The organism is Actinomadura macrotermitis, assembly GCF_009604375.1.
GTDB lineage: Bacteria > Actinomycetota > Actinomycetes > Streptosporangiales > Streptosporangiaceae > Spirillospora > Spirillospora macrotermitis.
The window spans coordinates 1,520,172-1,539,016 of record NZ_WEGH01000002.1 but is presented as its reverse complement, the minus strand read 5'-3'; the positions used below and the strand labels follow the sequence as shown (position 1 = coordinate 1,539,016).

Below are 18,845 nucleotides of genomic sequence, written 5' to 3'. Positions count from 1 at the left end.
GGGAGCTGTCCGAACGGACCTTAGGGTGATGAGGTGACCAATGGTGAGTTCCGGCTGGCCTATGCGCCGGGGGTGACGCCCGGGAAATGGGCCGGGGTGTGGGCCGAGCGGGTGCGGGAGGTGCCGCTCCGGCTGGTCCCGGCGCCGGCCGCCGACATCGTCCCCCTGCTGCGGGACGGCGGTGCGGAGGCGGGGTTCGTGCGCCTGCCCGTCGACCGCGAGGCCCTCCAGGTGATCCCGCTGTACCTGGAGGCGACCGTGGTGGTGGTGCCGAAGGACCACGCGGTGGCCGCGGTGGAGGAACTGGAGCTCGCCGATCTCGCCGACGAGGACGTGTTCGAGCCGCTCGACGACGTCCTGACCTGGGACATCCGCCCCGGGGAGCCCGCCTTCACCCGGCCCGGGAGCACGGCCGAGGCGGTCGAGCTGGTGGCGACGGGGGCCGGTGTCCTGCTGCTCCCCCAGTCCCTGGCCCGCCTCCACCACCGCAAGGACCTCACCTACCGCACCGTGACCGACGCCCCCCAGTCCCAGATCGGCCTGGCCTGGCCCGGAGGCGAGACGAGCGACCTCATGGAAGAGCTGATCGGCATCGTCCGCGGCCGCACCGCCAACAGCTCCCGTGGCCGCGCCCCTCAGCAGCAGCCCGCCCGTAAGAAGCCCCAGCAGAAACCCTCCGCTCCCAAGCGCCGTCGCCAGCCGCCGCGCCGCCGGGGTTAGCGCAGCTTCTTCATCCGGGCGGCGTGGTGGCGGGCGCCGTAGAGGCGCCAGTACACGCGGGCCGGAGCGGGGAGGGCGGCGAGGAAGTCGGCGCGCTCCTCGGGGGTCGCGTCCTCCAGGACGACGCCGAGGAGCGTGAAGATCTTGTTCTTGGGCGTGTGCCGGACGAAGTGGTCGCCCTGGGCGTTCCATTCGGCCTCGGTGAGGTGGCGGCCGGCCAGCGGGAGCAGGTTGTCCTCCTCGTCGTCCAGGTGCTCGGCCAGGACGGCGCGGTGCTCGGTGAGCGCGGCGGCCAGGGCGTCGCGGGCGGCCTCGTCCGCCGTGAGCGTCCAGGGGCCGAGCAGGGCGCGCACCCGCTCGATGGTCGCGGCGACCCGCTCGTGCTGCTCCTCCATCCGCAGCACGATCTCGGCGTCCAGGTCGACCCGGGACAGCAGCAGCGGCCAGATCAGCTCGTCCTCGCCGGTGTGGTGGTTGTGCAGGCCGAGCAGGTAGTCCGACAGGTGCGCGGCGAGCGCGCGGGCGCGCGGGAGGTCGCCGGGCCGGGCCGCGGTGACCAGCGCGGGCAGCAGCCGCGACTCGCGGCGGAGGCCGCGGTGGATGACGACCATGGAGTGGGTGAACGGGCGGGCGGTGTGGGTCTGCGTCGTTGTCATGCCCCAAGGCTGCGCCCGGCCTCTTGGAGTCGGCTTGGCCGCGGCTTGGAGAGCGCCGCCGGGTCAGTGGTAGAAGCAGACCAGGTCGTAGGACGCGTACTCGTCGCCGGGCTTGTCGTTGCACCGCTTCAGCCAGCCGTGCAGTTCCGTGACCGCCCCGGCGACGCTGCGGTCCTCGATCGCCGACAGGTCGGCGGCGTCCAGTTCCGCGGCCAGCCGCAGCGCCTCCTTGCGCTCCACGTAACCGATGAGCGGGAAGTCGTCGATGCGCGGGAGCGGCACCGGCGAACCGGAGTACATCAGGTCGTTCGGGTCGAACTGCACGCCGACTCCGGTCAGCGCGGCCTGCACCGTGCCGGGCCATTCCGAACCGAACGGGTACCAGTGGCCGTTGTCCAGGGGGCCGCCGAAGACCTCGCAGAGCGCCTTGAGGGTGTAGCCGTAGATGTGGCCTTCACCGGTGAACGGCTCGTTGTAGAACAGCTCCCGCATCGACTCCGGAGTGGGGTCGAACTCGCCGCCCTCGCAGTACTGGCCCTGGATCCACTCCAGGAAGACGTCGGGTTCGGACGCGTGGGCGTGCGGCTCGCGCAGCACGTTGATGTTCACCGAGTAAGGCATGATCCCGTAGCCCATGGGGGTCCCTCCGTCGCGACGATCATGAAGCAGGCTAGCGGGACGGTCCGTCAGGATCGGCGCGTCCGGCGCGGTGATCGGCACCTCGACACGGGGATATCACTGGAATTTCATCACAGGCCGCTAAGGTCACCGGCTGTCGTGCAATGTCCGCGCAACAAGGAGCCGTCGTTGGGCATGCCCCTCCGCGCCGGGACCGAGGCGTCGTTCCGGGACGCGGTGTCGGGCCTTGTGTTCCGGGTCGCGGCCCCCGCGGAGCAGCCGTGGCTGTGGGAGGGGTTCCTGCGCGGCGCGCTGGAGACCTACCGGCACTTCGGGGTCGAGTCCGCGCTCGAACTCCCCCGTGTATGCGACGGCCGGACCACGTCCCGGTTCATCGTCGCCCTGGACCCAGGCGGCGAGGCGGTCGCCGGCCTGCGGATCCTCGCCCCCTACGCCCGCCTCGCCGACGTGCACGCGCTGCGCGCCTGGACCGGCCGCCCCGGCGAGGACGCCTTCCGCGACGCGCTCGCCCGGCGCCTCCCCCACGGGATCGTGGAGGCCAAGGCGGTCTGGGTGGACCGCCGCGCCCGCCACGCCGGGCTCGGCGCGGCCGTCGCCCGCGGCGCGGCCCACGCGGCGTGGCTGCACGGCGTCCGCTACACCCTGCTCACCGCCTCCGCGCACGCGCTCGGCCGCTACCTCGACGTGGGCGCCACCGTCGCCGCGGACGTCGCTCCCGTCGCCTACCCCGACCCCCGCTACCGCACCGTCCCGCTCTGGTGGGACGCCCACGACCACCGGGGAGCCGTGGCCGCGCAGAAGGCGCTGATCGACGACGAGCTCACCCAGCTGAGAGGCAGCAGATGACCGAGCACGACCACCGGCCCCTGATCCTGGACCCCGCCCGGGACGCCGCCGCGCTCGACGGGCTGCGCGCGCGTCCCGGCGTCGGGGTCCAGGACCTGCGCGCCCCCATCAGGGCCGAGCTGGCGGAACTGCTCGGCTCGCCGGAGACCGGCGAGGGCCCCGAGGACGACCGCTGGGTCTACTACCCGTGGCGGAACCGGCTCGTCGCGCTGCCGGGTCCGCGCACGATGCGCCTGGTCCGCCTGGACCGCAACCGCAACAAGCTGACCCGCGAGGAGCAGGACCGGCTCGCCGCGTTGAGGATCGGCGTCGTCGGCCAGAGCGTCGGGCACGCCATCGCGCACACCCTCGCGCTGGAAGGGGTCTGCGCCGAGCTGCGCCTGGCCGACTTCGACACCCTGGAGCTGGCGAACCTCAACCGCATCCCCGCCTCGCTGTTCGACCTCGGCGTGAACAAGGCCGTCATCACCGCGCGGCGGATCGCCGAACTCGACCCCTACCTGCCGGTGACCGTCTACCCGATGGGCGTCACCGACGAGGTGGTCGACGACTTCTTCGCCGGGCTGTCGGTCGTCGTCGAGGAGTGCGACTCGCTCGACATCAAGCTGGCAGTCCGGGAGGCCGCGGGCCGCCACCGGGTGCCGCTGCTGATGGAGACCAGCGACCGCGGCCTGCTCGACGTGGAGCGCTACGACCTGGAGCCCGGCCGGCCGCCCTTCCACGGGATGCTGAACGGCGCGGGCCGCGCCGAGCTGGCCGGGTTGCCGACCCGCGACAAGGCGCCGTACGTCATCCGGATCCTCGACGCGCACGGCATGTCGGCCGACTTCGCCGCGAGCCTGGTGGAGATCGACCGGACCCTGCCGAGCTGGCCGCAGCTGGGCGGCGACGTCCAGCTCGGCGGCGCCACCGTCGCGGCGGCGGTGCGCCGCATCGGGCTCGGGCTGCCGCTGCCGTCGGGGCGGACCCGCGTCGACATCCAGGAGAGCCTGGACGCCCTCGCCCCGCCCGCCGCCGCCGCGGACCCGGACTGGAGCGGGGTCGCCCCGCCCCGGTTCCCCACGGTCGCGGACCTGGCCGCGCTCCCCGCCGCCGAGGCCGTCGCCGTCTGCGCGGGCCTGGCGCCGTCCGGTGGGAACGTCCAGCCGTGGACGATCACCGCCGACGCCGAGCGGCTCCGGATCGAACTGGACCCGGCGGCGACCAGCGGCATGGACATCGGCTACCGGGGCAGCGCCGTGGCCGTCGGCGCCGCCCTCTACAACGCGCGGGTCGCCGCCGCCGCGCGCGGCGTCCTCGGCGCCACCGAACTGCGCGAGGGGCCGGGCGCGCTGACCGCGACCCTGCGGTGGGGCACCGATGCCGATCCCGGGCTGGCCCGCGACCTGCCGGGTGTGACGACCCGGCACACCAACCGCCGCCTGGGCGACGGGACCCCGCTCGACCCCGCCGTCCTGGAGGCCCTCGCCGAGGCGGCCGCCCTGGAAGGCGGGACGATCCGTGCGATCACCGCCCGGGACGACCTGGAGGCCGCGGCGGTCCTGCTGGCCGTCTCCGACCGCATCCGCTACCTCACGCCCGCCCTGCACGCCGAGATGTTCGCCGAGCTGCGCCGGCCGGGCGACGACCTGAGCACCGGGCTCGACCTGCGCACCCTGGAGCCCGCCCCCGACGAGCTGGCCAAGCTCGACATCGGCGGCCGGCCCGACGTGATGGCCCGCGTCCGCGCCTTCGGCGGCGGTGCCGCGCTCGGCGAGTACTCCCTGGACCGCGTCCGCTCCGCCGGGGCGCTCCTCGCCGTCACCTTCGACGCGGCCGACGCCGGCCTCGCCGGATACGCGCGGGGCGGCGCGGCCGTGCAGCGCGCCTGGATCGAGGCCGACCGCCGCGGCCTGGCCGTCCAGCCGACGTCGCCGGTCTTCCTGTACGCCCGGACGCGCGAGGAGCTCGCCGTGGTCCCCGGCTTCGAGGACGGGGCCTTCGACCTGCGCGAACGGCTGCTGGAGCTGCTCGGAGCGCCCGCCGGCGAGGCCGTCGCGCTGATCCTGCGCCTGGGGTACGCCGCGCCTCCTACCGTCCGGAGCGCTCGCCGGCCGGGCTGAGGGCCGTCCACGCGAGCCCGTACATGCTCAGCGCCAGGGCGAAAGCGGCGATACCGCCCTCGACGGCGCTCGCGAGCGTCATGTGGAACGTGCGCGGCACGTCCTGCTGATTGATCAAGGTGATCGCGCCGAGCAGCACGCCTGCACCCGTGGCGGCCGTCAGCCAGCCCGCCACGGCCCACGCCGCCCGGCCCGGCAGGCGTCCGGACGGGACCGCCACGGCGGGCGCCGACCGCGCCCACCGGACCAGCCACCCCACCACGACCACCGCGCCGATCACCCCGCTCGCGTACTGCAGCCAGCGGTTGAGCGCGAGCCCTCCCCACGACGTCGTGACCAGCCACGGCAGCGCGCCGGCGAAACTGTGGCGCTGGTGCGTGAACGCGTCCCAGAACAGGTGCGTCCCGGTGCCGACGAGGATCGACGGCACCACCCACGGGAGCATCGGTCGCCGGAACCCGGCCGCGGGCCCGGCCAGGCGCGCGTGCGCCCAGGCCGGGGTGAGCGCGAGCAGGGGCCGCTTCCAGAGCAGGTGAAAGGCGGCGAAAAGCCCGAGCCCGAGGCCGAGATCGACGGTGACCATCCCCCACGGCACATGCGTCGCGCCGCGCAGCCCGCCCAGCCCGAAGAAGTAGGGCACGTCCGGGACCACCGAGCCGACCACCAGCGCCGACGGCACCAGGCGGCCGCGCGCGAGCGGGATGACGGCGGCCGGATGGCTCAGCGTGAACGGCATCCGGCCATGCTGGCGGCACCACCCCTAACGATCAAGAGCCTGGTCGAGGAGCGCGAGCAGGCGGTCCCAGTGATGCCGCAGCGCGGCGGGGCTGAACGCGTCGGTGTCGGACATGGTGAAGCCGTGCACGGTGCCGGGGTAGATCTCGGAGGTGTGGTCGACACCGGTGGCGTCCAGGACCTGGTTCAGCTCGGCGAGGGCCTCGGGCGTGATGTCGCTTTCGGCGTGGCCGAAGTGGGCCCGGGCGGTCAGCCCCTCGGGCCCTGCGGCGCCTACGGGGGCATGGAAAGCGGCGACAGCGGCCACCCGGCCGGGATTCGCCACGGCGGTGCGCACCGCCAGAAGGCCGCCGACGCAGTAGCCGGTCACCGCGACCGGCCCGGCGCCGACCTCGGGCTGCGCGGCGAGGAACTCCAGATAGGCGCCGGCGTCGCTCAGGACACGCTCAGTGGTGTGCGCCTCGATCAAGGGCATCACCTGAGCGAAGACCGCCGGCCGGGCCTCTTCCCCGATGTACCCGGGAAGCTCGACCACCGGCGCCGGCCCGTGCCGGTAGAAGTAGTTGGGGACGAGCACGTAGTACCCGTGCCCGGCCAGCTCCCGGGCCATCTCCCGCAGCACGGGCCGGAGACCGAAGCCGTCCGCGTACATGAGCACCCCGGGGTGCGGCCCGCCGTGGTCGGGGAAGGCGGCGAAGGCGTCGGCCTGGCCGTCGGGGGTGGGGATCTGCACCGTCTTGGTGGGCATGTTCTCTCCTGTCGTGTCGATGGGTGAGCCTGTGATCGACACGATGGAGGCGGAGCCCGCGCGGCGGCGCGAGATCCTCGATCGGACGGCGGGCCCGCGGCGGCCCGTCCGGCGCTCAGCAGAGCACCGGGTCACCGATCCGTGTATGGCGCAATGCCGTCCCGGTGGTCATCGCCGTCCACCCTAGCCCCGAGTCGTTCCGGCTATGCGACGGAAGGACGGTCCGGGTTGGCGAAATCGATGCCCACCTCATCGAAACGGGACTCCAAGGCTTCCAATCCCTGCTCGCGCCACAGGTCCCGTTCGGCCAGAGTGATCGGCAGCAGCCACAGGATTCGTATGTGCCCATTGCTCCAGGAGCAGGACTCGAAGTCGGGGCCGAGCGGGTAGGGCAGCGAGACCAGGTAGCGGTCACAGGCGGAATCGTCGAACCAGGGCCGTCCGATGGGGACCACGTGTCCGTGGTCGAGTCTCTGACGCGGCGGACCGGCGTGGTAGTAGGCGTTCATCGTCACCGATTCCAGGTGCTGCCAGTCGTCCCGGTCGGCCATCAAGACGAATTCCAGCCCATGGCCGTCCTGTTCAGCCGCGGTGACCTGCCAGCAACCGGACGTGACATAGGTCCAGCCTTGGAATCGAGGACCGGGCCCGATGCGGAAGACCCGGAAGCCGGGGATCCGCTGTTCGATCGGCCCGGCCACCCCGCTTACGCATGCGATCTCATGTCCCTCGAACTGCGCTGCCAAATGGCTGTGCAAGATCCTGTGTGCTTCGGCGCTCATGCGCGTGTTTCCACTGCGGTGAACGTCAGGGTGGCGCGGCTGACGAAGACCATCTTCGACATCAGGTTGTCGATACTCCTGCCTAGCGGCCGCCCTGCTCACCGGTAGGGAGCCGGTTCTACGCGGGCGTAAATGCCCTTGGCCCGGTGAACATGATGGGCAGCTCACCGTCGCTTGACCTTACTCCTGGCATGTCCGGGTAGTCCTAGCTCGAGTCGGGCCATCAAAGGAGCAGTTCATGCGGGTGTTCGTCACGGGTGCGTCCGGGTGGGTCGGGTCGGCTGTCGTGCCCGAGCTCATCGGGGCGGGGCACCAGGTCGTCGGGCTGGCCAAGTCGGATTCCTCGGCCGCCGCCATCGCCGCTGCAGGGGCCGAAGTGCTGCGCGGCGGCCTGGACGACCCGGACATCCTGCGCAAGGGGGCCGCCGACTCCGACGGGGTCGTCCATCTGGCGTTCATTCACGACTTCGCGCGGTTCGAGGAGGCGATCCAGACCGATGCGCGCGCCATCGCCGTGATGGGCGCCGCGCTGGAGGGGTCCGGCAAGCCCCTGGTCGTGACCGCCGGAACACCCGCGCTTCCGGGGCGGGTGGCGACCGAGCGCGACGAGGCGCCGCCCGGTTCGCCCGCGGCCGGCCGGGACGCCAACGCCAAGGCGGCTCTGGACATGGCGGCGCGCGGCGTCCGCCCGTCCGTGGTGCGGCTGCCCCGGTCGGTCCATGGCGAAGGCGACACCCACGGCTTCCTGGCCCGCCTGATCGGCATCGCGCGCGATGCGGACGTTTCCGGCTATGTCGGCGACGGGAGCAGCCGCTGGCCCGCGGTGCACGTCCTGGATGCCGCGCACCTGTTCCGCCTCGCGCTGGAGCACGCCCCGGCGGGCTCGGTGCTGCAGGCGGTCGCCGACGAAGGCGTGCCGACCCGCGACATCGCCGAGGTCATCGGGCGCCACCTCGACCTGCAGACGTCGCCCGCACCGGCCGAGGACTTCGGCTTCCTGGGGCCGCTGCTGTCGGTCGACCAGCCCGCCTCCAGCGCGCTGACCCGCGAACTGCTCGGCTGGCAGCCGACCCGCCCCGGCCTCCTGGAGGACCTGGACGAGGGCCACTACTTCTGACGCAAGGGCTCGTCAATCATGTCGGCGGAAGCCGCCTTCGGTGTTGATGATCTGCCCGGTGATCCAGGCCGCGTCGTCGGTGGTCAGCCAGGCGATCAGACGGGCGGGGTCGTCGGGTTCTCCCCAGCGGCGGGCGGGGAAACGGTGCTGGACGGCTTCCAGGTCCTGAGGAGCGGCGTAGCCGGTGTCGACGGGGCCGGGATTGACGGTGTTGAGAGTGATCGCCTGGTCCGCGAGGTGGTCGGCCAGAGTGCGGGTGATCGAGGACAGGGCGCCTTTGGCGGCGGCGTAGGCGACTTCGCCGCGCATGGGCCCCAGGTCCTGGCCGGAGGTGAGGAAGACGACGCGTCCGCCGGGGCGCCCGTCGTGCTGGGCCGCGAAAGCCTGGGTGAGCAGGATGGTCGAGCGGGTGTCGACCGCCCAGTGGGCGTCGAGCATGGCGGCGTCCAGGTCGCCCAGCGCCCCGTCCCCGCCGCTGCGGGCGTGATTGCAGATCAGGATGTCCAGGTGCCCGAGTTCGGCGCGCGCGGCCGCGATGAGCTGCTCCGGTGCGTCGGGATCGGCCAGATCGAGGCCGCGATGGGCGAGCATGGCCCGCGGGTCGGTCAGGGCTTGGGCGACGCCGTCCACGACGGCCTGCGTTCCAGCGGGGTCGGCCCCCCAGGGCTGCTCTCGGTCATGGGGGACGTGATGGTGCAGGAAGAGGCTCGCGCCCATTGAGGCCAGGCGGCGGGCGATCGCGTATCCGATCCCTGCGCGCCGGCTGACGCCGGTCACCACCGCGACCCGGCCGCTCAGCGGTAACGGAAGCCGGGAATCGGGATACCCGGCCGCGTCGCCATCGGTCATGCCCACCAGTATGAGGACCGGCTACAGCCGCCTGGCTGAGAGCCGGGCCGCTTTGCGGAGGGCGGGGTCCTTATTGCGCGCTCCGGCCGAAGAGGGCCAGGAGGCGGGACTGGGCGTCGGCGTTGTCCGGGACGGTGCGTTCGGGGCCCAGCATCCCCGCTTCGCGGCCCTGGGGGGCGAAGCGTCGGGCCGTCTCCAGGGCGGGGCCCAGCAGGTCCGGATCCAGGTCGACGTTCTGGCCGGTGGCCTGGCCCAGGTCCCAGGTGTGGACGAGCAACTCCAGCGGATACTGCTCCAGCCATTCGCTTAGAGCCACCTCTTGTCCGAAGCCGAGCCGGATCCGGCGGGACAGGGCGTCCGGGGTCAGGGCGGCGGTCATGTTGGCGCGTACCGCCCGCCAGGTGGCCGCCGGGTCTTCGCCGGCGGTCTCGCGCCAGTCGGGGTCGGCCTCCGGCAGCGGGCGGCCGGCGGCCCGGTGTTCGACCACCAGCAGGCCGGCGATGACGTGGCCCGCCACGTCGACGGCACACCAGCCTTCGCAGGGAGAAGGGGAAAGCCACCGGTCCGGCGGGACGGCCACGAGGACCGCCTCGAATCCGTCCAGTGCGCGGATGAAGCCTTCGGGCACCATGTCGGCTGTCCTTGGGGCACGGGTGGGTGAGTGGAGGGCTCCGCTCGGGGTCATGCCACACGCTCTGCGCCAAGCCGTCAAGGAGGTTTCTGGTGGGGCGCCTGTCGACGACCGGGCGGTGACGCTTCGGGTGAGGAGTGTTCGGTCGGCCTGGGTGTACGGGTGGGTGGGGCCAGGCCTACTTTCGGGTGGATTCGGGTGGTGGAGGGCTCTGGCCGGTGCAGGCTGAGGGGCACCGGTCGAGCGGTGACGAAAGCGGCAGAGGGAGAGTCATGCGGCAAGCGGGGGCCTGGGCGGCGCGTGTCGGGGTGGGGTTCGTACGGTCGTGCGTCGTGGCGGGCGTCACCTTGCTGATCCCGGCCGTGTGGGCCGTGGCCGTGGCGTGGGCGATCTGGTGGAACGCGGCCAACCCATGGTCGTGGGTGGGGCCGTTCGTGCTGGTGTGCGCGGGCACGCTCGGGTTGTCCCGGCCGGTCTGCCGGGCGGTCCGGTTCCTGGTGGCGCGGTGGACTGGCACCGTCATCCCCGCCGGATACCGGGAGCCCGGGCCGCTGGTGCAGTTGTCCACCGGGTACTGGTGGAACGGCTTCTCCTACGAGCGCACCCGCCGCGACGCCGCCATGGACCAGAAGTGGCGGATCCGGTGGAACGATCCAGCCAACTGGCGCGATCTGCGGTTCGTCCTGGTCGCGCCGATTGTGGTGTGCGTTCCGGTCGCCGGAGTGGTCATGGCCGTCGCCGTGCGGGGCATCGGGCTGCTCGGGCTGGTCGTGGCCGTCGCCGCGGCGCCGTTCGCCTGGCGGCTTCTCGAGCCAGTGGCCGTCCGGTTCCTGCGCCCGTCGTCGGCGATGGCGATGGAGGGGCGGGTGGCGGAGCTGGCCGCGCAGCGCGCCGGCCTGACCGTCGCGCAGGCCGCCGAGATCCGCCGCATCGAGCGCGATCTGCACGACGGCGCGCAGGCCCGGCTGGTCGCGCTCGGGATCTCCCTGGCGACCGCGGAGAAGCTGATGGAGACCGACCCCGGCCAGGCCAGGGCGCTGCTGCGGGACGCGCGCGGCGGTGCGGCCGCTTCGCTGGCCGAGCTGCGCGACCTGGTGCAGGGGATCAGCCCGCCGATCCTCACCGAGCGGGGGCTGGTGGACGCGGTGCGGCTGCTCGCCCTGGACCTCCCGCTCGACGTGGCGGTCGACGCCGAGGTCCGGCTGTGCTTGGACGCCCCCGTCGAGTCGGCCCTGTACTTCGGCGTCGCGGAGCTGCTGACCAACGCGGTCCGGCACGCGCAGGCGTCCCGGGCGCGCGTCTCCCTCGCCCAGGACGGGACCGGCATCGTCGTGGAGGTCCAGGACGACGGCCGGGGCGGCGCCGGCGACCGCGACGGCGGCGGGCTCGCCGGGCTGCGCGAGCGCCTCGCGGTCTTCGACGGCACCCTGGAGATCACCAGTCCGCCGGGCGGCCCGACCCGTGCCAGGATGGCGGTGCCATGCGCATCCTTGTAGCCGAAGACCTCTACCTGCTGCGCGACGGGATGGTCCGCCTGATCGAGGCGTACGGGCACCAGGTGGTGGCGACGGCGTCCACCGGTCCCGAGACGCTGGAGGCGCTGCGGACGCTGCGCCCCGACGTGTCGGTCATCGACGTCCGCATGCCGCCCACCCAGACCGACGAGGGCCTGCGCGCCGCCCTCGCCGCGCGCGCCGAGACGCCCGGCCTGCCGATCCTCATCCTGTCCCAGCACGTCCAGCAGCTGTACGCGCGGGAGCTGCTGGCCGACGGCTCCGGCGGCATCGGCTACCTGCTCAAGGAGAGCGTGTTCGACGCCGACCAGTTCGTCGGCGCCCTGGAGCGCGTCGCGGCCGGCGGGACCGCCATGGACCCGGCCGTCATCGCCAGGCTGCTGAACGGCACCCGGCGGCTCGGCGACCTCACCGAGCGCGAGCACTCGGTGCTGGCCCTCATGGCCGAGGGGCTGTCCAACCAGGCCATCAGCCGCCGGCTGTTCCTCAGCGAGAGCGCCGTCAGCAAGTACACGACCTCGCTGTTCGGCAAGCTCGGCATCGTCGATGACAACGACACCAACCGCCGTGTCCGCGCCGTCCTCGCCTATCTGAACGAGTCCTAGCCCTTCAGGCGGCGGATCACCTTGGCCGGGGTGCCGACGGCGACGACGCCCGGCGGGACGTCCCTGGTGACGACGGCGCCGGCGCCGATGACGCTGTCGGCGCCGATGGTGACGCCCGCGAGCACGATGGCGCCGCCGCCGAGCCAGACGTTGTCCTCGATCACGATCGGCTCGGCGGCCTCCAGCTTGGCGCGCCGCTGCTCGGGATCGAGCGGGTGGGTGGGGGTGAGCAGCTGCACGTTCGGGCCGATCTGCACGTCGGCGCCGATCGTGATGGGCGCGACGTCCAGCGCGGTCAGCCCGTAGTTGGCGAACGTGCCCGCGCCCACGGTGATGTGGGTGCCATAGTCGACGTACAGCGGGGGCCGGATGTGGGCGTCGGGGGCGATCGACCCGAGCAGCTCCTCCAGGACAGACCGGGCCGCGTCCTGGTCGGCGGCGTAGATCTCGCCGTAGCGGTGGGCGAGGGCGATGGCGCGTTTCGAGGCGGCGGCCAGCTCGGGGTCGTCCGCGAGGTAGAGGTCACCGGCCAGCATGCGCTCCCGGTTGCTGCGGGTGTCACCTGGGAAGAAGTCGGTCACGGACACGAGCCTAGGCCCGGGTCCGCCGATGAGTTCGCGGGCGCGCGGCGGTCTCCATCTTCGTCCGCGATACCGCTGGAGGCGACGAGATGACCCACCACGAGCCCGTCGAGACCACCAACCTCGACCGCTACGACAACGATGTGCTGCCCTGGAGCAGGGCCCTCGGCGGACTGGAGAAGGAGCTGACCGAGGACACCCCGGTGTTCCTCGGGACGGCCTCGCCGGACGGCCGCCCCCACTCCGCCGGGATCGGCCCCGCCTGGGTCGACGGCGAGCTGTACTTCACCAGCGGGCCCGGCACCCGCAAGTCGCGCGACCTCGCGGCCAACCCGGCCTGCACGGTCTCCATCCGGTTGCGGGGCCTGGACCTGGTCCTGGAGGGCGAGGCGGCCAGGGTCACCGACACCGCGACGGTGGAGAGGCTCGCGGGCGTCTACAGCGCGGGCGGCTGGCCCGCCGAGGCGGCCGGTGACGCGCTGACCGCCCCTTACAGCGCGCCGAGCGCGGGACCGCCGCCGTGGCACCTCTACCGCTTCACGGCCCGGACCGCCGTCGGCGTCGCCACCGCCGAGCCGCACGGCGCGACCCGCTGGCGCTTCGCTCACTGAGCGAGGACGTCCTTCAGCACCCGCGCCGTCGCCCGGGGGAACGCGGTGCACCCGTTGTGCCCGCCGGGGAACAGGGCCGGCTCGGTGCCGAGCCGCGCCGCCAGCGCCAGTGCGCAGCGGTAGGTGTGCACGGTGGGGCGGGTCGTCCGGCCGATCGCGGGGACGATCCGCGTCCCGGCCCGGGCGGCGGCCTGCAATGCCTCGGCCGGGTCGAGGCCGTCGGTCATGACGGCGGTGAACTCCGTCCCGATGAAGAACCCGAAGTTGGCCTGCCGGCGGGGCGTGAGCGGCTGCGGGGTGAGGCCGTCCTCGGTCTCGTCGTGCGCGGGGTCGATGCCGAGGTGGCGGGTGATCGCCGGGAACGCCGCGGCCAGGCCGCCGGCGGCGTGGGCGGCCTGGATGGCCGCCAGTTCGGCCACGTGCTCGGCGCGGCCGGCCGCGGGGAGCAGGGCCGGCACGACGGGCTCGTGCGCGATCAGCGTGCGCAGCGCGCCGGGGTGCCGGGCCACGGTCCGCAGGCCGATCGCGGCGCCCATGCTGAAGCCCGCCATCAGCGCCGGGCCGCCGCCGACCTCGGCGAGCAGCCGCGCGACGTCGTCGGCGTGGTCGGCCATGGTGACGGGGCGGGCGGGGTCGTCCAGCGTGCTGCGCGACAGGCCGCGGCGGTCGTAGGTGACGACCGTGAAGGCGCCGGCCAGGTGCGGGACGAGGTCGACGGTGCGGTCCGCGTCCCCCTCGCCGCTCTGGGAGAGCAGCAGGACGGGGCCGCTGCCCTCGACCTGGAAGTGGAGGACGGCTCCGGGGACGGACAGGGTTTCGGCGGTGGCCGTGGTCATGGTGGATCTCCTTTGCCGGGCGGTGCCCCGACCCTAACCCATCGAAATAGATATATCTACTTTGATGTACCTTAGGGCCCGTGAACGGAGTCGAGCTGTTCCTGCTGGGCCGCACCCTCATGAAGATCGGCGAGCGGGCGATGCCCCGGCCGGAGTCCGGCCCGCCGGGCCCGGTCCGCGCGGTGCTCGTCGTCCTCGGCGACCTGGTCGCCCACCCCGGGACGACGGTCGGCGAGATCGCGGCGCGGACGGGCCTGCCGCAGAGCCAGGTCTCCACCGCCGTCGCCCGGCTGGAGGAGACCGGGTCGGTCGAGGCCGCGCCCGACCCGGCCGACCGGCGCCGCCGGCTCATCCGCCCCGCCGCGCGGCCCTCCGCCCGCGTCGCCGAGGTCCGCGCCACCACCATCGACGACGCCCTCGCCTCGGCCTTGGCCGACCCGGCCGCGGTCCGCGAGGTCGCCGCCGCCCTGGACGTCCTGGCCCGCCACCTCACCCCGTCGGCCGCCCGCACCGAGGCGTCCTAGCGGCATGACCCGCGAACTGGCGGAGGCGGTCGCCACGCTGTACTCGGCGTTCGGGGCGTACCGGCCTCCCCGTGAGGGGGACTTCTGCGAGCACTGCCTGCGCGCCGAGGACGTCGCCGCGCTACGGAACGCGCCCCTGCGGGAGCTGGCGGAACCCGACCTGTTCCCCTACCTGATCAAGGCCATGGGGACGTGGGGCGGCGTCGAGGAGTACAAGTACTTCCTGCCCCGGATGCTGGAACTGCTGGCGATGGGCCGATGGGCCGACCTCCCGATGCTGGCGGGACGTATCGGCGACGACTGGCCGGAGCCCGAGCAGGCCGCGCTGCGGAGGTTCTTCGACGCCTGGCTGCTGGAGTGCCCTCAGGCGATGCCGTTGGAGGAGGCGGTGCGGGCCGTGCTCATCCTGGGCCGCGATCTGGGCTTCCACCTGCGGGAATGGGAACGGCGCGCGACGCCGGGGACCGTCCGGCGCATCGCGGAGCTGATCACGTGCATGCCGGCGCTCGGCGCCCCGCACGATGAGACGCTGCGGCGCTGGCTGGGCGGCGAAGGCGTCGGGGATCTGCTGCTGCGGGCCGCGGTCGAGGAGGGCGAGGGCTTCGGCGCGGCACTCGAGGCCCACGACTTCTGGCGGTCGTGGGGCACGATGAAGTGATGCGTCTACGTCCGATATCGCCCGAGCTCGTGGTGGAGGAGCTGTGCGAGCGGGTGGTCGCGGCGCCGCGCGAGGGGTGGCTGCGGGTCGCGGTCGACGGCCCGCCCGCCGCGAGGCCCGGGGCGCTCGCCGACGCCCTGGTCGAGCCGGTGCGGGCGCGGGGCCGCGCCGTCGTGCGGGTGTCGGCGCGCGACTTCCTGCGCCCGGCGTCGCTGCGGTACGAGTTCGGGCGCCATGATCCCGACGTCTACTACGACCACTGGCTCGACACCGGCGGCCTCGTCCGGGAGGTGCTCGCCCCGCTCGGGCCGGGCGGCACCGGGAAGATGCTGCCCTCCCTGTGGGACAGCGCCCGCGACCGCGCCACCCGGGCGCCCTACCGGGACGTGCCGCCCGGCGGCGTCCTGCTGCTGGACGGGGCGCTGCTCCTCGGCCGCGGGCTCCCCTTCGACCTGGCCGTCCACCTGCACCTGTCGGCGGGCGCCCTGGCGCGCCGCACGCCGGACGGCGAGCGGTGGACGCTGCCCGCCTACGCCCGCTATGAGGAGCAGGTGCGGCCGCTGCGGACGGCCGACATCGCGATCAAGGTGGACGCCCCGGACCATCCCGCGCTCGTCGTCGACCCGGGCTAGGGCCTGCGGGTGACGGTGATCGACTGCCCCGGCGCACGCTGGTCGCAGGGCAGCTGCAGCACCGGCGCGGCGGCGCGCGGGGTCCCCTTGACGCCCACGCACAGGTCGTCGTTCTCGGGCAGGAGCCGGTAGCCGCCCGGCGCGGCGCGGAGCACGAACCGGTCGGTCTGGATCCGGCCGCAGGTGTCGTCCGACAGGGCGGTGCCAGGCGCGGCCGATCCGTCGACCACCCCCATGCAGCCCGCGCCGAACCGGGGGTGCTCGGTGGCGACGCGCCACAGGTCGCCGTAGGGGGTGAGGCGGCGGGGCGGGAAGCTGTGCGCGCAGTCCGCCAGGTAGATCCGCCCGGTCTGGTCGCCCTCGTGCTCGGACAGGCAGAAACCACCGATCTTGAGCAGGTCCCCGTCGGGGCGGACGCGCGCGGGCGCCGCCGGGACGGGTGCCGCGCCGGTCGCATGCGGCGTCCCGCCCGTCTCCCCTGACGACCAGCGCAGGCCGGCCGCACCGGCGGCCCCGCACAGGAACAGGACCACGGCCACGGCGCCCGCGACGCGCCCGCCCGGCGCCCGGCGCGTCCGCGCATCGTCCTCCACCGCGGGTTCGCCGGGCTGCTCCACCTCGTCAGGGGTGTCCTTCACCGCGTGCACCAGGCGTTCGCGGAGCGCGAGCCATTCCGCGACGTCCCCGGGGCTTCCGCCGCACACGCGCACCAGGGCGGCGACCATCTCGCGGCGGGGCGCCGTGCGGCGCTGGAGCGCGGTGGCCAGGGTGGACGCCGGGAGGACGAGCCCGCCCTCGGCGGAGGTCGCCCGCTCGATCTCCTTGAAGGTCAGCCCGCTGCGTTCCCGCAGGCCCTTCAAGGCCACCACGAACTGTTCCTCCGAGGTCACCCCGGCGGGGAGCAGCGCGTTCCTGCCGGGCTCAGTGGCGGTCATCGCGCGAGTGTCCCAGAACGGTCCCGGCAGGTCCAGGGCGAACGGAACGGCCCGCCGCGCGCGGGGTTATCCCTGATCAGGACGGCCGCTTGCATTCGGGTGCGTTCCGAACGCCCGTTCGTGCTGTTCTGGCTGGTCACAGGGGGGTTGAATGCTCACTGCGATCGACCTGGCGCCGCATCGGAAAGCGTCGCCGGCCGCTCCCGGAGAGGCCCTCATCCCGGCTGTGCGGCATTCCGGTTCGCCATCGAGAAATCGCACCAGAGAAGCCCGGCGAAATCCCCGCCCGTGACACAGGAGGAATGTTGAGCAGGTTCACCACGATCGGAATGGGCGTCGCCGCGGCGGCGGCCCTCACCGTCTCCGCCACGCCGGCGCTGGCGGCCCCGTCCGCCCCCGCGGGCAGGTCCGTCTCCCACGGCAAGCCCGCGCGCTCCTGCCCGGAGGAGACCTACTACACGGTCAAGTGGAAGAAGGCGGTCAGCTACTGGGTGCCGAGGACCACCTTCGTCGACGGCAAGGGCGGCACCGTCACCGGCCGCATCGACCGGAGCTGGACGAAGTCGGCCACGCTGGAGAAGGGCGCCGAGGCGTCCATCGGGGCGGTGTGGGCCACGGTGAAGGGCCACGTGAGCAAGTCGGCGACCAAGTCGAACACCGTGACCGTCGGCCACTGGTACACCCACGACATCTCTCGCAACAAGTACGGGCACATCCGCTACCGGGTGATCGGCTACCGGGTGCTGTTCTACAAGATGGCGGTGCGGCGGTCCTGCAAGACCGTCCTGCTGGACGCCTTCTACGGCAACATCCCCACCGAGCAGGAGGGCTGGAAGTACTGGGAGACCAGCCGGCTCTGACCGCCGGACGCGTGGCCCGCGGCCGGCCGCGGGCCACGCCCCCCGGGCGTGCGGGTCAGCGCTCCCAGGGCGGGGTGTCGCCCATCTTCTCGTAGTACCTGGCCAGGTGGGCCTTGACGCGGGGCACCTCGTCCTCAGGGATCTTCACGCCGCCGCGGGCGCCGTCGACGACGCCGCCCGCGGCCATGATCCCGCGCGGCACCGCCGTCAGCTTCCCGCCGACCACGTCGGCGATCAGCAGCTTGTAGCTGCCGAAGTTGCCCGGCTTGTCGCCGTCGTACCACAGGTGCGCGTCGCGGTAGGCGGCGTCCGGGGAGTCCTCGGCGTCGGCCCAGTCCCGGACGCGTTTGTCGGCGGCCGATCCGTCCCATTCGCGGTCCCGGTCGGCCAGCGGAAGATCCTGGAATTTCGTCACGGTCATATCCGCTGCCTTCCCCGGCCCACCGTGCTCACGCGTCGTTTCCCCCTCGGGAGGGAGGACGGCGGCCCGTACGGGGGAACCGCCGGGGCCGGTCCGGCGGACATCGTGGATCCCCTAGGACCAGGGAGGATCCAATGAACCGCAAGCTGCGGACCAAGCTCATGGTGGTCGCCCTTCTCACGGCGCTCATCGCCGGGGCGATGCTGGCCACCGGGCCGGACGAGTCCGGCGCCGCCGCCCGGAGCGCCGCCGGGAGCGTCCGATGACCGCCGTGACCGAGGCGCCGGCCGGCCCGGTGACCAAGGGGCCGGTGCCGCGCTGGGCCGACCTGGCCGCGCAGGCCACGCTGTGGTGCGCGATCCCGTCGGGGATCTGGCGCATCCTGTTCGGGCTGGGCCTGCCGGCCGGCTTCACCGGCTCCCAGGACCCCGCGAACGGCCCGTGGTTCGTGCTGCCCTACGTGATCACGCTGACGGCGGTGTCGGAGGCGGTGGCGTTCCTCGGCCTCGGGCTCGTCCGGCCGTGGGGCGAGACCTGGCCGCGCTGGGTGCCGTTCCTGCGCGGCAGGCCGGTCCGCCCGCTCGCGGCGATCGTCCCGGCCGCGCTCGGCTCGGTCGCGCTGATCACGATCTGGACGCCGCTGGTCTTCGGCTTCGACAACACCGATCCCGAGCTGCCGCACGGCGCCAAGGCCGTGATCCTCTACGCGTGCTACCTGCCGCTGGTCGCGTGGGGCCCGCTGCTGGCGGCGGTGACGGCGGCCTACGCCGTCCGCCGCCGGCGCCACGGCTAGCGCGCCGTTTTCCCTGGGGCGCCCCGGGCAGATGCAGGGCGCAAAGGCAA

The 18,845-nt window shown here is 73.4% G+C and carries 24 protein-coding genes; 13 read left to right on the top strand and 11 right to left on the bottom strand.

The annotated features are described in order from the left end of the window. Positions 1-33 precede the first annotated feature (33 nt). Positions 34-720, top strand: coding sequence for a LysR family substrate-binding domain-containing protein (locus ACRB68_RS19175; RefSeq protein ID WP_328594415.1), 687 nt, complete (start codon positions 34-36; stop codon positions 718-720). Here ACRB68_RS19175 and ACRB68_RS19170 read toward each other — a convergent pair. Both ACRB68_RS19170 and ACRB68_RS19165 read right to left on the bottom strand, forming a co-directional pair. Beyond that, positions 717-1,376: a hemerythrin domain-containing protein gene (locus tag ACRB68_RS19170; RefSeq protein WP_235959440.1), complete on the bottom strand. Its 660-nt coding sequence runs from the start codon at positions 1,374-1,376 to the stop codon at positions 717-719. The two genes, ACRB68_RS19175 and ACRB68_RS19170, sit on opposite strands and share 4 nt — an antisense overlap. A 63-nt stretch (positions 1,377-1,439) precedes the next feature. After that, positions 1,440-2,012, bottom strand: coding sequence for a DUF7691 family protein (locus tag ACRB68_RS19165; RefSeq protein ID WP_153534021.1), 573 nt, complete (start codon positions 2,010-2,012; stop codon positions 1,440-1,442). A gap of 171 nt (positions 2,013-2,183) precedes the next feature. Here ACRB68_RS19165 and ACRB68_RS19160 point away from each other — a divergent pair, with 171 nt between their 5' ends. Next, on the top strand, positions 2,184-2,861 hold the full coding sequence (locus tag ACRB68_RS19160) for a hypothetical protein (RefSeq protein WP_153534019.1): 678 nt from the start codon (positions 2,184-2,186) through the stop codon (positions 2,859-2,861). Then, positions 2,858-4,963 carry an Rv1355c family protein gene (locus ACRB68_RS19155; protein ID WP_153534017.1) on the top strand — a complete coding sequence of 702 codons (2,106 nt, stop codon included), beginning with the start codon at positions 2,858-2,860 and terminating at the stop codon, positions 4,961-4,963. Before ACRB68_RS19160 ends, ACRB68_RS19155 begins: the two co-directional genes overlap by 4 nt. Here ACRB68_RS19155 and ACRB68_RS19150 read toward each other — a convergent pair. The 3 genes from ACRB68_RS19150 to ACRB68_RS19140 all read right to left on the bottom strand — a co-directional run bounded on the left by ACRB68_RS19150 (position 4,932) and on the right by ACRB68_RS19140 (position 7,228). After that, a complete protein-coding gene (locus ACRB68_RS19150; protein WP_153534015.1) occupies positions 4,932-5,699 on the bottom strand; it encodes a DUF4184 family protein in 768 nt (255 codons plus the stop codon). The two genes, ACRB68_RS19155 and ACRB68_RS19150, sit on opposite strands and share 32 nt — an antisense overlap. 24 nt (positions 5,700-5,723) lie before the next feature. Next, positions 5,724-6,446 (bottom strand): dienelactone hydrolase family protein, encoded by a 723-nt coding sequence (locus tag ACRB68_RS19145; protein ID WP_153534013.1) that lies wholly within the window; start codon positions 6,444-6,446, stop codon positions 5,724-5,726. 203 nt (positions 6,447-6,649) lie between these two features. Further along, complete coding sequence (locus tag ACRB68_RS19140; protein WP_153534011.1) at positions 6,650-7,228, bottom strand: suppressor of fused domain protein; 579 nt, start codon at positions 7,226-7,228, stop codon at positions 6,650-6,652. Positions 7,229-7,466: 238 nt separating this feature from the next. Here ACRB68_RS19140 and ACRB68_RS19135 point away from each other — a divergent pair, with 238 nt between their 5' ends. Further along, entirely contained in the window at positions 7,467-8,345 is an 879-nt protein-coding gene (locus tag ACRB68_RS19135; RefSeq protein WP_153534009.1) for an SDR family oxidoreductase, read from the top strand. Between the two features lie 12 nt (positions 8,346-8,357). Here ACRB68_RS19135 and ACRB68_RS19130 read toward each other — a convergent pair whose 3' ends face one another. Further along, positions 8,358-9,194, bottom strand: coding sequence for an SDR family oxidoreductase (locus ACRB68_RS19130; protein ID WP_153534007.1), 837 nt, complete (start codon positions 9,192-9,194; stop codon positions 8,358-8,360). 70 nt (positions 9,195-9,264) lie between these two features. Next, entirely contained in the window at positions 9,265-9,825 is a 561-nt protein-coding gene (locus ACRB68_RS19125) for a TIGR03086 family metal-binding protein (protein ID WP_194293366.1), read from the bottom strand. 272 nt (positions 9,826-10,097) lie between these two features. Between ACRB68_RS19125 and ACRB68_RS19120 the strand changes: the two genes are divergently transcribed. Then, positions 10,098-11,321, top strand: a complete 1,224-nt coding sequence (locus tag ACRB68_RS19120; protein WP_153534003.1) for a sensor histidine kinase — start codon at positions 10,098-10,100, stop codon at positions 11,319-11,321. Then, positions 11,306-11,944, top strand: a complete 639-nt coding sequence (locus ACRB68_RS19115; protein WP_153534001.1) for a response regulator transcription factor — start codon at positions 11,306-11,308, stop codon at positions 11,942-11,944. The genes ACRB68_RS19120 and ACRB68_RS19115 overlap by 16 nt, the downstream gene beginning before the upstream one ends. Here ACRB68_RS19115 and ACRB68_RS19110 read toward each other — a convergent pair. Further along, complete coding sequence (locus tag ACRB68_RS19110; RefSeq protein ID WP_153535130.1) at positions 11,941-12,480, bottom strand: sugar O-acetyltransferase; 540 nt, start codon at positions 12,478-12,480, stop codon at positions 11,941-11,943. The two genes, ACRB68_RS19115 and ACRB68_RS19110, sit on opposite strands and share 4 nt — an antisense overlap. Before the next feature lie 134 nt (positions 12,481-12,614). Here ACRB68_RS19110 and ACRB68_RS19105 point away from each other — a divergent pair, with 134 nt between their 5' ends. Further along, entirely contained in the window at positions 12,615-13,136 is a 522-nt protein-coding gene (locus ACRB68_RS19105; RefSeq protein WP_153533999.1) for a pyridoxamine 5'-phosphate oxidase family protein, read from the top strand. On the opposite strand, the gene ACRB68_RS19100 is transcribed toward ACRB68_RS19105, so the two are convergent. Continuing rightward, a complete protein-coding gene (locus ACRB68_RS19100; protein ID WP_153533997.1) occupies positions 13,130-13,972 on the bottom strand; it encodes an alpha/beta fold hydrolase in 843 nt (280 codons plus the stop codon). The genes ACRB68_RS19105 and ACRB68_RS19100 overlap by 7 nt on opposite strands. Before the next feature lie 80 nt (positions 13,973-14,052). Here ACRB68_RS19100 and ACRB68_RS19095 point away from each other — a divergent pair, with 80 nt between their 5' ends. The 3 genes from ACRB68_RS19095 to ACRB68_RS19085 are packed head-to-tail and all read left to right on the top strand — an operon-like array spanning position 14,053 to position 15,786. Further along, on the top strand, positions 14,053-14,496 hold the full coding sequence (locus ACRB68_RS19095) for a MarR family transcriptional regulator (protein ID WP_328594414.1): 444 nt from the start codon (positions 14,053-14,055) through the stop codon (positions 14,494-14,496). A 4-nt stretch (positions 14,497-14,500) separates the two neighbouring features. After that, positions 14,501-15,154: a hypothetical protein gene (locus ACRB68_RS19090; protein WP_153533995.1), complete on the top strand. Its 654-nt coding sequence runs from the start codon at positions 14,501-14,503 to the stop codon at positions 15,152-15,154. After that, on the top strand, positions 15,154-15,786 hold the full coding sequence (locus tag ACRB68_RS19085) for a nucleoside/nucleotide kinase family protein (protein ID WP_153533993.1): 633 nt from the start codon (positions 15,154-15,156) through the stop codon (positions 15,784-15,786). Before ACRB68_RS19090 ends, ACRB68_RS19085 begins: the two co-directional genes overlap by 1 nt. Here the strand turns inward: ACRB68_RS19085 and ACRB68_RS19080 are convergent. Further along, on the bottom strand, positions 15,783-16,721 hold the full coding sequence (locus ACRB68_RS19080) for an XRE family transcriptional regulator (RefSeq protein ID WP_153533991.1): 939 nt from the start codon (positions 16,719-16,721) through the stop codon (positions 15,783-15,785). The two genes, ACRB68_RS19085 and ACRB68_RS19080, sit on opposite strands and share 4 nt — an antisense overlap. A gap of 305 nt (positions 16,722-17,026) precedes the next feature. Between ACRB68_RS19080 and ACRB68_RS19075 the strand changes: the two genes are divergently transcribed. Next, complete coding sequence (locus ACRB68_RS19075) at positions 17,027-17,581, top strand: hypothetical protein (protein WP_194293365.1); 555 nt, start codon at positions 17,027-17,029, stop codon at positions 17,579-17,581. A gap of 55 nt (positions 17,582-17,636) precedes the next feature. Here the strand turns inward: ACRB68_RS19075 and ACRB68_RS19070 are convergent, their stop codons facing one another. Beyond that, a complete protein-coding gene (locus ACRB68_RS19070; RefSeq protein ID WP_153533987.1) occupies positions 17,637-18,002 on the bottom strand; it encodes a hypothetical protein in 366 nt (121 codons plus the stop codon). A gap of 134 nt (positions 18,003-18,136) precedes the next feature. Between ACRB68_RS19070 and ACRB68_RS42080 the strand changes: the two genes are divergently transcribed. Both ACRB68_RS42080 and ACRB68_RS41365 read left to right on the top strand, forming a co-directional pair. After that, complete coding sequence (locus ACRB68_RS42080; RefSeq protein ID WP_268890383.1) at positions 18,137-18,268, top strand: hypothetical protein; 132 nt, start codon at positions 18,137-18,139, stop codon at positions 18,266-18,268. Further along, a complete protein-coding gene (locus tag ACRB68_RS41365) occupies positions 18,265-18,795 on the top strand; it encodes a hypothetical protein (RefSeq protein ID WP_153533985.1) in 531 nt (176 codons plus the stop codon). Before ACRB68_RS42080 ends, ACRB68_RS41365 begins: the two co-directional genes overlap by 4 nt. Positions 18,796-18,845: the final 50 nt, after the last annotated feature.

Excerpts from the sequence above, each read along its gene's own strand:
- ACRB68_RS19115 (WP_153534001.1), top strand. The coding sequence starts at position 11,306 with ATGCGCATCCTTGTAGCCGAAGACCTCTACCTGCTGCGCGACGGGATG.
- ACRB68_RS19120 (WP_153534003.1), top strand. The coding sequence starts at position 10,098 with ATGCGGCAAGCGGGGGCCTGGGCGGCGCGTGTCGGGGTGGGGTTCGTA.
- ACRB68_RS19070 (WP_153533987.1), bottom strand. The coding sequence starts at position 18,002 with ATGACCGTGACGAAATTCCAGGATCTTCCGCTGGCCGACCGGGACCGC.
- ACRB68_RS19100 (WP_153533997.1), bottom strand. The coding sequence starts at position 13,972 with ATGACCACGGCCACCGCCGAAACCCTGTCCGTCCCCGGAGCCGTCCTC.
- ACRB68_RS19170 (WP_235959440.1), bottom strand. The coding sequence starts at position 1,376 with ATGACAACGACGCAGACCCACACCGCCCGCCCGTTCACCCACTCCATG.
- ACRB68_RS19145 (WP_153534013.1), bottom strand. The coding sequence starts at position 6,446 with ATGCCCACCAAGACGGTGCAGATCCCCACCCCCGACGGCCAGGCCGAC.
- ACRB68_RS19165 (WP_153534021.1), bottom strand. The coding sequence starts at position 2,012 with ATGGGCTACGGGATCATGCCTTACTCGGTGAACATCAACGTGCTGCGC.
- ACRB68_RS19110 (WP_153535130.1), bottom strand. The coding sequence starts at position 12,480 with ATGCTGGCCGGTGACCTCTACCTCGCGGACGACCCCGAGCTGGCCGCC.
- ACRB68_RS19125 (WP_194293366.1), bottom strand. The coding sequence starts at position 9,825 with ATGGTGCCCGAAGGCTTCATCCGCGCACTGGACGGATTCGAGGCGGTC.
- ACRB68_RS19150 (WP_153534015.1), bottom strand. The coding sequence starts at position 5,699 with ATGCCGTTCACGCTGAGCCATCCGGCCGCCGTCATCCCGCTCGCGCGC.
- ACRB68_RS19080 (WP_153533991.1), bottom strand. The coding sequence starts at position 16,721 with ATGACCGCCACTGAGCCCGGCAGGAACGCGCTGCTCCCCGCCGGGGTG.
- ACRB68_RS19135 (WP_153534009.1), top strand. The coding sequence starts at position 7,467 with ATGCGGGTGTTCGTCACGGGTGCGTCCGGGTGGGTCGGGTCGGCTGTC.
- ACRB68_RS19140 (WP_153534011.1), bottom strand. The coding sequence starts at position 7,228 with ATGAGCGCCGAAGCACACAGGATCTTGCACAGCCATTTGGCAGCGCAG.
- ACRB68_RS19155 (WP_153534017.1), top strand. The coding sequence starts at position 2,858 with ATGACCGAGCACGACCACCGGCCCCTGATCCTGGACCCCGCCCGGGAC.
- ACRB68_RS19130 (WP_153534007.1), bottom strand. The coding sequence starts at position 9,194 with ATGACCGATGGCGACGCGGCCGGGTATCCCGATTCCCGGCTTCCGTTA.
- ACRB68_RS41365 (WP_153533985.1), top strand. The coding sequence starts at position 18,265 with ATGACCGCCGTGACCGAGGCGCCGGCCGGCCCGGTGACCAAGGGGCCG.
- ACRB68_RS19085 (WP_153533993.1), top strand. The coding sequence starts at position 15,154 with ATGCGTCTACGTCCGATATCGCCCGAGCTCGTGGTGGAGGAGCTGTGC.
- ACRB68_RS42080 (WP_268890383.1), top strand. The coding sequence starts at position 18,137 with ATGAACCGCAAGCTGCGGACCAAGCTCATGGTGGTCGCCCTTCTCACG.
- ACRB68_RS19105 (WP_153533999.1), top strand. The coding sequence starts at position 12,615 with ATGACCCACCACGAGCCCGTCGAGACCACCAACCTCGACCGCTACGAC.
- ACRB68_RS19090 (WP_153533995.1), top strand. The coding sequence starts at position 14,501 with ATGACCCGCGAACTGGCGGAGGCGGTCGCCACGCTGTACTCGGCGTTC.